Annotated in this window: 11 protein-coding genes; 1 reads left to right on the top strand and 10 read right to left on the bottom strand. The window is 56.1% G+C overall.

Annotated elements, in window-relative coordinates; genetic code table 11:
- Positions 1-123: 123 nt before the first annotated feature.
- The 4 genes from ACAW74_RS00130 to ACAW74_RS00115 form a co-directional block, all read right to left on the bottom strand.
- Positions 124-1062, bottom strand: coding sequence for a hypothetical protein (locus ACAW74_RS00130; protein WP_370696157.1), 939 nt, complete (start codon positions 1060-1062; stop codon positions 124-126).
- 188 nt (positions 1063-1250) lie between these two features.
- On the bottom strand, positions 1251-3122 hold the full coding sequence (locus ACAW74_RS00125) for a glycoside hydrolase family 13 protein (RefSeq protein WP_370696156.1): 1872 nt from the start codon (positions 3120-3122) through the stop codon (positions 1251-1253).
- 186 nt (positions 3123-3308) lie between these two features.
- A complete protein-coding gene (locus tag ACAW74_RS00120) occupies positions 3309-5348 on the bottom strand; it encodes a M3 family metallopeptidase (RefSeq protein WP_370697209.1) in 2040 nt (679 codons plus the stop codon).
- A gap of 139 nt (positions 5349-5487) precedes the next feature.
- Positions 5488-6612 (bottom strand): fatty acid desaturase family protein, encoded by a 1125-nt coding sequence (locus tag ACAW74_RS00115; RefSeq protein ID WP_370696155.1) that lies wholly within the window; start codon positions 6610-6612, stop codon positions 5488-5490.
- A gap of 174 nt (positions 6613-6786) precedes the next feature.
- Here ACAW74_RS00115 and ACAW74_RS00110 point away from each other — a divergent pair, with 174 nt between their 5' ends.
- On the top strand, positions 6787-7602 hold the full coding sequence (locus ACAW74_RS00110; RefSeq protein WP_370696154.1) for a DUF4198 domain-containing protein: 816 nt from the start codon (positions 6787-6789) through the stop codon (positions 7600-7602).
- Positions 7603-7620: 18 nt separating this feature from the next.
- Here the strand turns inward: ACAW74_RS00110 and ACAW74_RS00105 are convergent, their stop codons facing one another.
- The 6 genes from ACAW74_RS00105 to ACAW74_RS00080 all read right to left on the bottom strand — a co-directional run bounded on the left by ACAW74_RS00105 (position 7621) and on the right by ACAW74_RS00080 (position 13225).
- Positions 7621-8589, bottom strand: coding sequence for a quinone oxidoreductase family protein (locus ACAW74_RS00105; protein ID WP_370696153.1), 969 nt, complete (start codon positions 8587-8589; stop codon positions 7621-7623).
- Positions 8590-8667: 78 nt separating this feature from the next.
- A complete protein-coding gene (cdaA, locus tag ACAW74_RS00100; protein WP_370697208.1) occupies positions 8668-9471 on the bottom strand; it encodes a diadenylate cyclase CdaA in 804 nt (267 codons plus the stop codon).
- 98 nt (positions 9472-9569) lie between these two features.
- Entirely contained in the window at positions 9570-10556 is a 987-nt protein-coding gene (locus tag ACAW74_RS00095; protein ID WP_370697207.1) for a ribonuclease Z, read from the bottom strand.
- A complete protein-coding gene (locus ACAW74_RS00090; RefSeq protein WP_015332470.1) occupies positions 10510-10932 on the bottom strand; it encodes an STAS domain-containing protein in 423 nt (140 codons plus the stop codon). Before ACAW74_RS00090 ends, ACAW74_RS00095 begins: the two co-directional genes overlap by 47 nt.
- 84 nt (positions 10933-11016) lie before the next feature.
- On the bottom strand, positions 11017-11967 hold the full coding sequence (locus ACAW74_RS00085) for a phosphoribosylaminoimidazolesuccinocarboxamide synthase (protein WP_370696152.1): 951 nt from the start codon (positions 11965-11967) through the stop codon (positions 11017-11019).
- Between the two features lie 82 nt (positions 11968-12049).
- Positions 12050-13225, bottom strand: a complete 1176-nt coding sequence (locus ACAW74_RS00080; RefSeq protein WP_370697206.1) for an acetyl-CoA C-acyltransferase — start codon at positions 13223-13225, stop codon at positions 12050-12052.
- Positions 13226-13247: the final 22 nt, after the last annotated feature.

The raw sequence follows: 13247 nt of genomic DNA, 5'->3' as shown, positions 1-13247 counted from the left end.
CAGATGCACCCATAGAAACCATAGTGCGCCGTTCAGACGGCTTCGATTCACTAACGCAACAAGGCACGGCACAAAGCCCAAATACATAGCCAGGTCGATGAGCAGGTACGTCGTTTTCATCGGCTACCCTTCGTCTAAACCACCACAATAGGAAGGACAGCAACGCACCGAACCATGCGTTTTAAAAACAGGACCAGTGCCAGGTGAGCCACCTGACCCGGTTACGGTAGTCTGCCCCGGCCCAGCCGAAATAGCGCCCGACACAGCCTGCTGTCCTCCTGCAACCGTATAAAAATAGTGGACAGGTAGTGTAAGCTGCCCTGTATGCAGATTGCTGGCCGACTGAGCAGCAGTGAGGTCTGTGGTTAGGCAGTAGGGCAGAAATAAGTGCAGTTCCTGATCTTGAATGGTGAAGTATAATTTCAACGGCTGCTCCCCGCTCTGTTTCCAGGCTGCGAGCAGGGCGCCTTTGGCCAGGAAAAACCCTTTTCTCTTCAAACTGGATGCATCTGTGAGACTTTTTATACTTTTTTTCAACTTAGGCGGAAATTGCGTTTTTATAGCCCAACGTTTAGTGTCATAATTCCAGAAATAAGCTTTATCGAAACGGGCTCTGTAGTACTTTTTTTCGGTATTTATTGTGCTCCACCCCGGACTTTGTTCCCGATTGATATCGGTGTGCACAATTATGGGAACCAATCGACCCATTCGCATCCCTAAAAACAAGTGAAAGCCCTCTGTCTGGTTCTGGGTTTGTTCAAAGTCTCGGAGTAATTCATTAGTAAACAGAATGGATTGTTTACCAGGATAAACCGCCGCAAATTTCTTCACACCATTTTCGGCTGAGGGTACTGCCTTCAGCATTATCTCGGGAGATGGGTAATTAAGGCGATTATCAGCCGGGGTAGTGTTGATAGCTACGGTGGCGATCTTTTTATGTTCAGCCCAGCCTAACTTTTTGTAATCTTCCAACTCCTGCGCAAAGGTTTGTCTACTAAAAGAAAATAGACAGGTTAAAAGCCACAGGTACGTTGTCGGGTATGTTGATCTTGCTTGTTTCATACGATTTGGCGGGGGTTGTTTTGGTCTAATAGCTGGCAATGTATTCATTCTCAATCGACAATGTACTTCCAAAGGTCGTGGATTGAGTAAGCGTAGGGCAATAGCGAATTTTTGTCAAGGCATGAAAAAGGCCACCCGACATGAGTCAGATGGCCCGAAAAAATCGATGAAAGGCGGCGTAATGCGGTTTATTTCATCAGCTCTAACACCAGCGCGGTTTTGGCGGGCAGGTTAACCAGTTTCAGGTCAGTGATCACCTCGCCCGTCAGCACGTTTTTCGCTTTGGTAAAGCCCTGGGTACGTTCCGAGAAACGAGCCATGTCCAGCGCGATCGGTTTGCTGGTCTGGTTGGTAGCGACCATCACGGTGTTTTGGGCGTCGTAGCGAAAATACACGTAGGTGCCGTTCTGAGGCAGGTATTGCATCAGCTTACCCGAATGCAAAGCCGGGGTGTTTTTGCGGTAATTGGCCAGCGTTTTCACAAAGTCGAAAGCCTCATTTTCGGCTTTGTTGCGCCCCGCCGCCGTGAATTTATTGTCTTTGTCGCCATCGAATCCACCAGGGAAATCGCGACGTACCTCGGCATCGGATGGGTTCTTGAAATTCTTCATCAGAATTTCCGTACCATAGTACATCTGGGGGATGCCACGCGTGGTCAGCAGCCAGGTCAGGCCCATTTTATATTTGTCGATGTCGTCGCCAACCACCGACAGAAAACGGTCGGTATCGTGGTTATCCAGGAACGTAACCAGTTTCATGGGATTCTGGTAGACGGCATCCTGCGCCAGCACCTGCTGCACCCGGTTGGCGCCACTATCCCAGCCTTCGCCGTCGTTCAGCGCGGCATTCATGGCCGAATAAAGCACGAAATCGATCCCCCCTGTCTGGTTCGACTTGAAGGGGAAATTGATGTTGTTGCGTGTATAATACGCCTGATCGACTGTGTTGTTCACCCACGATTCGCCGAACGTATACATGCCGGGGTACTCGGCTTGCAGGGCGGCATTGCACCGGTTCATAAACGGCTGGTCGTTGTACATATACGTATCGATCCGCCAGGCGTCGAGGGCAAACTCTTCGACGCTCCAGATCGCGTGCTGAATCAGGTAGTTGGCCACAAACGGGTTGTTCTGGTTCAGGTCGGGCAGGTGTGGCACAAACCAGCCATCCAGCGAGACCTTCCGGTCGATGGCCGCCGAGTGCGGGTCGGTGATGGGCTGGTATTTATACGATGTGTTGGTATAAGCGGGCCACTGATGCAGCCAGTCTTTGCTGGGCATGTCTTTCAGGAACCAGTGGTTGATGCCCACGTGGTTGTAGACGGCATCCTGCACCACGCGCATGCCCATGGCGTGCACTTTTTTGTTTAGCGCTTTGTAGGCCTCGTTACCGCCCAGCCGCTTATCGACAGCGTAGTGATCGGTGAAGCCGTAGCCGTGATAGGCCGAGCGCATGGCTCCGCCTTCGTTGGTTTGCGGCTGATTGTTTTCGATGATCGGCGTCATCCAGAGGGCTGTCACGCCCAATTCCTTGAGGTAATCGAGGTGATTGCCTACGCCTTCCAGGTCGCCGCCGTGCCGCAAATACGGGTTGTTCCGGTCGGCCTCGGGGTCGGCCATGTCGGCAAACTTGTCATTGCCGGGATTGGCGTTGCTGAAGCGGTCGGGCATCAGCAGGTAGATGAAGTCGGCCGATGTCAGCCCCCGGCCTTTGGGCTCATTGTCGCGGGCTTTCAACGTATACTTCCGCCGCAACACGGTTGCACCGCTTTTCCCCACGATTTCTAACGTACCTGGCCGGGTAGTTCCCGCCAGTGTCAGGTCCAGAAAAGCGTAGTTTTTGTTCTCAACGGTGTGTGTCTTTACCAGCTTCACGCCGGGGTAGCTAACCGAGTAGGTCAGCGTACCGGCATTGGGTCCGTAGACCAGCAGTTGCAGGTTCGGGTTTTTTAGGCCCACCCACCAATGGGTTGGGTCGACACGCTGAATGGCGGGGGTCTGGGCCAGCAGGGAATGCCCCAGCAGCCAGAAAAGGGTTACCAGTTGTACTTTGTTTCGCATAGGACAAAAGTAAGGTCGTATAGACCGAAACGCATAGTCCCAGTTTCACGACCTTGTCCCACTTTCGCAGAATGCGCCTTAAAGGGGTGCGTTTAACGTTTAGGGTTTGATGTTTAAGGTTGGCTGCCGAGCCCTAGTCATGTGGCAGCCAACCTTAAACATCAAACCCTAAACGTTAAACCTCTGTTACAATACCAGCCCGCTTCGGCGGAGCATGGCTTGGGGCGAGGGTTCGCGCCCGCGAAATTTCTTGTAGAGCTCCATCGGTTTTTCGGCCCCTCCGCGTTCGAGCACGTTCTGCCGAAACTTCTGCGCGACGGCTTTGGCATTCAGACCACCGTTCTGCTGGAAGTACTCAAAGGCGTCGGCGTCGAGCACCTCGCTCCATTTGTAGCTGTAATAGCCCGCTGAGTAGCCGCCCGCGAAGATGTGCGAGAACGCCGTGCTGAACGAGGTGCCGTTTACTCGTGGGAAGAGGTTCACCAGCGAGTCGGCGTGATTTTCTACGTCGGTGATCGTTTCGCCGGTGGGCTTGCGGTCGTGATAATACATATCAGTGATGCCGAAGCGCAACTGCCGCAGGTTGGCCAGCCCCGCCATGAAATTCTGGCTCGCCCGGATCTTGTCGATAAGCGTTTGCGGAATCACCTCGCCCGTCTGGTAGTGTTTGGCAAACAGGTTGAGGGCTTCGGTTGTGTAGCACCAATTTTCCATCACCTGCGAGGGCAGCTCCACAAAGTCGCGGGGGACGCTCGTGCCGCTCAGGCTTTCGTACTGCCCGTTGGCCAGCATGCCGTGCAGCGCGTGCCCAAACTCATGGAAAAGCGTGGTTACCTCGTAAAACGTCAGCAGCGACGGGCGCGTCTCGGTTGGGCGGGTGAAGTTGCAGACGTTCACAATATGCGGCCGCAGGTTCACGCCGTTCACGATCTTCTGACCCTGCACGTCGTTCATCCAGGCACCACTGCGTTTGCCAGGGCGCGGAAAATAGTCGCCGTAGAAAACGGCCAGGTATTTCCCGTTCTGGTCGAATACTTCATAGGCTTTCACCTCCGGGTTATACACCGGAATGGTTTTGTTTTCTTTAAACGTCAGGCCGTAGAGCCGGTTAGCAACGGTGAAGACGCCTTCCAGCACATTGTCGAGCTTGAAGTACGGGCGCAGCATCTCGTCGTCGAGGTCGAGTTTCTGCTTCTTCATCTTCTCGGCATAGTACGAATAATCCCACTGTTCGAGAGGGTCGTGGTCGAAACCGTTGGCTTTGGCAAACGAAATCAACTCGTTCAGCTGACGTTCAGCCGCGGGGCGGGCATACTGCACCAGTTCGTTGAGGAACGATTGCACCTTTTGGCTGGAACCGGCCATGCTTTCTTCGAGCACAAAATCAGCGTGGGTTTTGTAGCCCAGCAGGTTGGCCCGGTCATAGCGCAGTTGCACCGTGCGGTTGATAATCGCCTGATTATCGTTTTTGTCGCCTTTAAAGCCCCGGGTGTTATAGGCTTTATAAAGCGTTTCGCGCAGGTTGCGGTTATCGGCATACTGCATGAACGGCCCGTAGCTGGGTGCCTGGAGCGTGAAGGCCCAGCCCGTCAGGCCTTTTTCGGTTGCCGTTTTTTTGGCGGCTTCCAGCGCGAAATCGGGTAGGCCTTTCAGCAGGTTGATGTCGCTGACGGGCAACACATAGGCATTGGTTTCGTTGAGCACGTTCTCGCCAAATTGCAGCGAGAGCTGAGCCAGTTCCTTGTCAATAGCCCGGAGTTTCTCTTTGTCCGTTGCGTTCAGATTGGCTCCGTTGCGGGCAAACCGCTTGTAGGTTTTCTCGACAAGCATCTTGCTTTCAGGGTCGAGTTTAAGCTTGGCCCGTTGGTCATACACGGCCTTCACCCGCGCAAAGAGCTTCGGGTTCAGCGTGATGTCGTTGCCGTATTCGGTCAGCAGCGGCGAGGCTTCTTTCACGATCGCCTGGAGTTCCGGGCTGGTCTCGGCGGCGTTGAGGTTAAAGAGTACCGACGTGGCCCGGCTGAGCTGATCGCCCGTGCGCTCAAGCGCAACGATAGTATTGGCAAACGTAGGGGCGGCGGTGCTGTTGGCGATGGCCTCAATTTCCTGGCGGCCAGCCGCAATTCCCGCCTTAATGGCGGGCAGGTAATGCTCATTTTTGATGAGCGGGAACGGAGCCGTTTCGTGGAGTGTCTGAAACGGCTTTAGTAGTGGATTCGTGGTCATACTAGGTGAAGACTGAGCCGCCACACCGGCCTGTGTACTCGATTGGGCATAGCCCGTAGCAGCACCACAGAGTGTGGCAGCGGTTGCTACTAGAACGTTGATTACGGAAAGCGGGGTTCGCATGATGAAGCCATTCGGTTTAGCCAAAATTAACCGCTGCTTCCTGTTTTTCAGCGTGGCTCATGGCCATCGCTGTTCCGTTTTTTTTCAGCAATCGATAATGCGACCCAAGCGCCGAGGCGAACGTCTGATTTTCGATATAGGGCAGATCAAACTCATGCGCCGTTTGCCGCACGATGGTAGCCAGCGCCGGGTAATGCACATGGCACACTTTCGGGAACAGGTGGTGCTCGATTTGCCGGTTCAGGCCACCGCACAGAAACGTAGCCATCGGGCTGTTGGGCGCAAAATTGGCCGTGGTCTGCATCTGATGAGCCGCCCAGTTTTCGGTGATATTACCATGTTCCGACGGCATCGGGAACGACGTACCTTCGACTACGTGCGCCAGCTGAAAAACTAGCCCAAGCACCAGCCCTTCTACCAGGTGCATGACCACAAACCCGATCACAAACTGCCACCAGGTAATATCCAGCACGACTAGCGGCAACACGATAAACGCTATGTAGTAAAGCGCTTTGTAGACAAACAGGTTTATGTATTCCTGCCGCGGATGCCGCGAATTGTCGTGCGATGACCCAATCTCTTTCTTAAAGAACTTCAGGTAATCTTTCCGAAATACCCACGATAGCGAGGCCAGCCCATAGAGCGGAAACGCATACAGGTGCTGGAAGCGCTGCCAGGGCTGATGCGCCTCGGTAGGGTCGAGCCGGATCAGGCCGGGGGCCACGTCGATGTCTTCATCGTGGCCGGGAATGTTGGTATACGTATGGTGAACGATGTTGTGCGTGATCTTCCAGACATAAGGGTTGGCACCGATCATGTAAAAACTAGTGCTGACCAGCCGGTTCACCCATCCTTTCGCCGACAAAGCCCCGTGAATAGCATCGTGTGACACGTTAAATCCGACAAAGGCCGCAAACGCGCCCATCAACATAGCCATGCCCAGCATCGCCCAGATTCCAAACTGATTGGACATAATCAGCGCGTATAAGCCCAGATAACCCACCAGGAAGAAGGCAATCTTCCCCCACATGTGTGAGTTGGCGTAGGGCGCTATGTTCTGTTGGGCAAAATAGGCGTCGGCGCGTCGGCGGACGGTAGCGTAAAAAGCCGAACGTGGCTCGGAGATGAACTTGACTTTCATGTAAGGGGGTTTACGGTGGAGGACCAGCAACCAACTTACTCAAGTGGCACTTCATATCCTAGTTTATAAGTATAACGCTTGCTCGCCGATAAACCTTTACCGAGTCATTACTATATTTTTGAAAAGCCGTTTTACGTTAGACTAGCGGACCGGCAATTCATAGACTTTTCCCGCATGAAACACCGTGTATGGTTAACCAGTTTGCTGCTGATTGTATCGGTTCTGGCCGTCGGTCACGAATTCTGGCTACAGCCTGCCCGGTTTTTTGTTGCCCCCGGTACCGTTATTCGCATACAGACAATGGCGGGGGAACAGTTTACGGGAGAAACGTCGGAGGGGCACAAAAGGCGCCTTGTTTACTACAGACACCATTCGCCGTCGGGCACTACCGACCTGTCGACAACGCTTACGGGCGATCATTATGGCCAGACCAGCGTGAAGCTGGCGCAGCCCGGCACCCATGTGCTGGTATTCGCCAACACACCCAAGTTTATCCGGATGGAGCCCAATCAGTTTCTGGATTACCTGAACGAAGATGGCCTCGACAATGTGATTGCCGCCCGCGAAGAAGCGGGCGATACGCTCAAACCTGGCTACGAACTGTATAGCCGCTGCGCCAAAACGCTGGTGCAGGTGGGCGACCTACCAAGTCCCTCGTTACCAGTCAGTTCCAGCCTCGCACTCGATATCGTACCGCTCCAGAACCCGTATTCCTTGCGGGCCGGTCAACGGCTTCGTCTGCAAATCCAGTTCAACAACAAACCCCAGCCCGACGCCCTGGTTCGGTACTTTACCAAATCGGAAACGGGCCATGTTGAGATGGAAGTCGTTCGTTCCGACCGACGCGGGCAGGTGCAGTTCAAACTCAAACCCGGCCAAAACATGATTAGCACTGTCCGGATGATACCTGCCCTCGCCAGCCGCGACGTACCTGAAACGGCCGACTGGCGCAGCTACTGGAGTAGCCTCACCTTCGGATGCAGCCCCTAAACCCGTTTCGGTTTCGCCCTACAGGTGGATGATCAATTTCCCGGTGGTGCCCCGGCTTTCCAGATCGCGGTGGGCCTGCGCAGCATCGGCCAGCGCATAGGCTGGCTGGATGATCAGTTTGAGCCGCCCTTCGGCAACCCAGTTGAACACAGCGGTAGCACGCTCAAGCAAGGCCGATCGGGTGGCGGTAAAATGCCCGAGTGTCGGGCGCGACAGAAAAATAGACCCTTTCTGGCTCAGCAACAGAGGCGAAAACGGCGGTACGGCTCCGCTCGCATTGCCAAACGAGACCATACTCCCCAACGGACGCAGGCTGTTCATACTCCCGTCAAACGTCGATTTCCCCACCGAATCATACACGGCATGTACCCCCACGCCGCCCGTCAGGCGTTTTACCTCGGCGGCAAAATCGGTTTGGGTGTACAGAATAACCTCATCGGCTCCGTGCGCCCGCGACAGTTCGGCTTTCTCAGGCGTCGAAACGGTGGTGATAACCCGGGCACCGCGCATACGGGCAATCTGGGTAAGCAACAGCCCCACGCCACCGGCCCCGGCATGAATCAGCACGGTATCGCCGGGACGGATGGGATACGAATCAAACGCCAGATAGTGGGCCGTCATGCCCTGCAACAGCACCGCTGCGGCCTGCTCGTCGGAAAGCCCGTCGGGAATGGGCACCAGTTTCTCGGCAGGCACGACCACGTACTCGGCATACGTACCTGGATGCGAGGTGAACGCGACGCGCTGCCCAACCGAGACAGCCGACGTACCTGCGCCCAGCGCCTCCACGACACCGGCCCCCTCCTGCCCTGGAATATAAGGCAGGGCTACGGGGTACAAACCCGACCGATGGTACGTATCAATGTAATTAATGCCAATGGCCGTGAGCTTCACTAGTGCCTCGTTGGGGCCGGGCGTGGGCGTAGGTACGTCGGCCAGGGTCAATACCTCGGGGCCACCGGTCTGGGCAAATTGAATCGCTTTCATGTGTGTTTCCTGTTTGGACGCTAGCAGACAGGGCGTTGGGCTGTACAACTCAAACACCAGCCTGATGATAAATCCTTCTTACGATTTGGGGGCAGCGAGGTAACGCTGTAGCCGTTCTTCCAGATCGTGCAGACTCAGGTTGACGTCCAGGTTGCCGTTGGTCGCCAGCGACAGGCGGCCCGTCTCTTCCGAAATGGCCACGACCGCCGCATCGGAGGCCTCGCTCATGCCCAGCGCCGCCCGGTGCCGGAACCCCATCGTCGCGGGGAGTTCGGCATCGTCGGAAACGGGTAGAATGCAGCGCGCCGCCCGGATTCGCCCGTCGCCGATCAGCACGGCGCCATCGTGTAACGGGCTATACTGATTGAAGATAGCCAGCAGTAACGGCTTCGAAATTTCGGCATCTAGTGACTCGCCCGAGTCGGCCACCTTTGAGAGGTCGTCGTGCCGCTGCAAGACCAGCAGCCCACCCGCAAACTCGGCGGCCAGCACCTTGCAGGCATCCAGAATAGGGCGCAGCGGCGTCTGTTGCTCCGGCTGTTCGGCCTGCCGCAGCAGCCACCGACGTACCCAGCGGTTATTACCAATATTGGTCGATTTGCCGATGAGCAGCAGAAACCGCCGGATCTCCTGCTGGAACAGGATGATCAGCGCCAGCGCCCCCACGCTGATAAAGTATTCCAGAATGGTGGTCAGCAGGTGCAGCCCCAAAGCTTTGGCAACCAGATAAAACAGGTATACCGACAGATACCCCACAAACACCCGGCTAGCTACGCTCCCCCTGACCAGGTTGTAAATCTGATAGAGCAGAATGGCCACAACAGTGATGTCGAGCACATCGAGCCAGCCAACATCCAGAAAACCAAGGTGGAAAACAAGCATCATGGTGGGATCAAACGGGGTTCGGGTTTGGGGCCGTCAGGGCGCTACAGGACCATAGATACGCCAAAACTGAAAACAGAAGGCCGAAAACTCAACACTTATACTAAAAAAGACTGCCCTTCGATGGCCAAGTTCGTATTCGGGAAAGCAGCGCGGGCTTCGGTCAGGAACTCATCGAACGTTTTGTAGCGCGACGAAAAATGACCGATCAGCAACTGCCCCACGTCCGCTTTACCGGCCAGTTCGCCCGCCTGCCGGGCCGTTGCGTGGTGCACTTCACCCGCCCGCAGCAGGTTATCGTCGCGGAACGTAGCCTCGTGATACAGCAGGTCGATGCCCCGAATCTGGTCAATAATCCGCTCGTTGTACCGCGTATCGGAGCAAAACGCATACGCCCGCGGCGCCGGGCCGGGGGTGGTATAGTCGGCAGCGGCATACACTACTTTACCTGACTCATCCACCACATCCTGCCCATTTTTCAGCGTTTTCATCACGTCGATGGGGACGTCGGCGGGCAACCGATCCCGTAATAGGTGCGGGCGGGTCGGTTTTTCCCGAAAGAGAAAGCCGGTGCAGGGTATGCCGTGGTCGAGCGGAATACTTTCGACGGTCAGGCCCGGCAAGTCGAGTAAGATCGTTGGTTCGGTAGGGTCAACGGCCTGAAAATGCAGCGGGAAATGAAAACGCCCGTCGGACACCCGAAACGTGGTGGTGATAACTTCATCGAGCCCATGCGGCCCGAAGAGCCACAGGTCTTCGGTGCGGCCGCTCATATTCAGGCTCGACAGCAGCGGCAGTAGCCCAAAATAATGGTCGCCGTGCAGGTGGCTGATGAAGATGTACTTCAGCCGACCGGGCCGGATGCGCTGTTCGAGCAGGCGGTATTGGGTCGCCTCGCCGCAGTCGATCAGAAAATAATCGGACTGGTAGGTCAGCAGTTGGGCCGTCTGATACCGATCGCGGGCGGGGGTAGCCGACCCCGCCCCCAAAATAGTTACTGCAAACGGCACCGAAGCGGCTTTTTCGGTACTCAGTACGTCATCGTTCTGGCTCGAAGCTTTCGTCCAACTCTCCATCATACTCATCATCGGCCCCGTTACCGAAATCGTTCTCTAGTTCGTTCAAAAATACGGCGTCGATGGCTTCTTCCACCGTGGGCAGAATCGTCAGGTCGGCAATGCGGGCGTCTTCCAGTTCGTCGGTCAGCTCGTCGTTTTTGGTGACCAGCACCAGCAGGCCTAGCTCGTTGCTGCACTGCCGGTTGATTTTTTTGATGGCCAGCAACGCCCCCTGATCGACCGTCTGTATGGGGCCAAGGTCAACAATCAGCCGACTGAAACCCTCGCGAAACAGCCCGCGGCTGGTCGTCTCAAATGCGCCCGCCGACTCGCCCGTAAAATCGCCTTCGCCTGCCACCCGCAACAGGGCATACCGTTCTGTTTTTTCTACTGTAAACTCCATACAACGTTGTAGGTTTAAGCTCAACCGCCAGATTGTGCCAATATGAGGCCCGCAGGCCCCTATCAGCGCGTATCGGTGTCTTTTTTATTTGGTCAAATATGTAGTAATCGCCTGCTCGATCCGGTTGAGCGGGTCATCGCCCGGTGCCGGTTGAAAAGCCTGCCCCGTCACGGTTTCATACAATTCGATGTAGCGGGCCGTGATCTGGTCAATCCACTCGTCGGACATCGCTGGCACGGTTTGGCCTTCTTTGCCCTGAAAGTTATTGGCAATCAGCCACTCCCGCACAAACTCCTTCGACAGCTGCTTTTGGGGTTCGCCCGCGGCCAGCCGCTCGGCGTAGCCTTCCCGGTAAAAATACCGACTCGAATCGGGCGTGTGAATTTCGTCGATCAGGTAGATTTTACCATCAACGTGCCCAAACTCATATTTCGTATCCACCAGGATCAAACCCCGTTCAGCGGCCATCTCGGTGCCGCGCTGAAACAGCGCCAGTGCGTAGTCTTCCAGCTGCACGTATTCTTCGGCCGACACCAGTCCGCGGGCAATAATTTCCGTGCGTGCAATGTCTTCGTCGTGGCCTTCGTGCGCTTTGGTGGTGGGCGTAATGATGGGCGTCGGCAGCCGGTCATTTTCCTTCAGCCCGTCGGGCAGGTGCACACCGCACAGGATACGTCCCCCGTCGCGGTAGGTACGCCAGGCATGGCCTACCAGGTACGCCCGCACCACCATCTCGACCGGGTACGCGTCGCATTGCCGCCCGACGCTCACGTTGGGGTCAGGTACGTCCAACAGCCAGTTGGGTACCAGATCGGCAGTAGCCCGCAGGAAGTGCGCCGCCGTCTGGTTCAGCACCTGTCCTTTGTAGGGAATGGGCCGGGGCAGCACCACGTCGAACGCCGAGATCCGGTCTGAGGCGACCATAACCAGTTGCGGACCAGCCGGGTGATTGGCAAATGAATACACATCGCGGACTTTGCCCTTGTAGAATCCGGTCTGACCGGGAAAGGAGAAGTGGGTTTCCTGAATAGGCATAGAATGGAGTTTAATGTTTGGCGTTTAAGGTTTGCCGTTGGTTGTCGAACGTCAAACGCTACACCCCAAACATTAAACGATCTTATAGTTTCTCAATCACAATTGCCGAGGCGCCACCGCCGCCGTTGCAGATACCCACGACCCCGTAACGGCCGCCCCGTTGCTGCAAGACGTTGGTGAGCGTCGTGACGATGCGGGCACCCGATGCACCCAGCGGATGGCCAATCGAGACCGCTCCGCCAAACACATTCAGCTTTTCCTGCGGGATGTCGAGCACCTGCGCAAAGGCCAGCGGCACCACGGCAAAGGCTTCGTTAATCTCGTAAAAATCAATCTGATCGGCGGTCAGGCCGGCGCGCTCCAGGGCTTTGGGTACGGCTTTGGTAGGCGCCGTCGTGAACCACTGCGGTTCCTGCTCGGCATCGGCGTAGGCGACAATCCGGGCCAGGGGTTTAAGGCCCAGCTCGGCGGCTTTCGTCGCGCTCATCAGTACCAGCGCCGAGGCCCCGTCGTTGATCGTTGAGGCGTTGGCGGCGGTCACGGTGCCCGTCTTGGTGAAGGCAGGCTTCAGGTTCGGAATCTTGTCGTAGAATACATTTTTGTATTCTTCGTCTTCCGTCACCATCACGGGCCCTTTGCGGCCAGCCACCTCCACCGGTACAATCTCCGCGCCGAACACGCCACTCTCCGTGGCGGCTTCAGCCCGCTTATACGACTGAATGGCGTAGGCATCCTGCGCTTCGCGGCTGATGTGGTACGTATCGGCGGTGGCATCGGCAAAAACGCCCATCGCGCACTGATCGTACACGTCGATCAGGCCGTCTTTGGCCAGCCCGTCGACCAGTTCGGCATTGCCATATTTATAGCCAAACCGGGCCTTGGGTACGTAGTAAGGCACGTTGGACATACTTTCCATACCGCCCGCTACGGCCACGCTCGTTTGCCCCAGCTGAATGCTTTGTGCCGCCAGCATAATGGCTTTCGTGCCCGACGCACAGACTTTATTGATGGTGGTGCAGGGAATGTTGGCGGGCAGGCCGGCTTTGAGGGCAGCCTGTTTGGCGGGGGCCTGCCCCACGTTGGCCGATACCACATTGCCCATATACACTTCGTCGACTAATTCGGGAGCAACCCCGGCGCGGCTCAGGGCGCCTTTAATGGCCGCCGCCCCCAGCTCGGTGGCCGAGAGGGTCGACAGGGCGCCGCCAAAACTCCCGATTGGGGTGCGCACGGCGGCGATGATAACTACGTCTTGCATGGTTTTCGTGTTCGGGTTGATG

Origin of the sequence: Fibrella musci (assembly GCF_041321105.1) — a bacterium.
In the GTDB taxonomy this organism is placed as follows: domain Bacteria; phylum Bacteroidota; class Bacteroidia; order Cytophagales; family Spirosomataceae; genus Fibrella; species Fibrella musci.
This window is presented reverse-complemented; position numbering and strand designations above follow the sequence as displayed.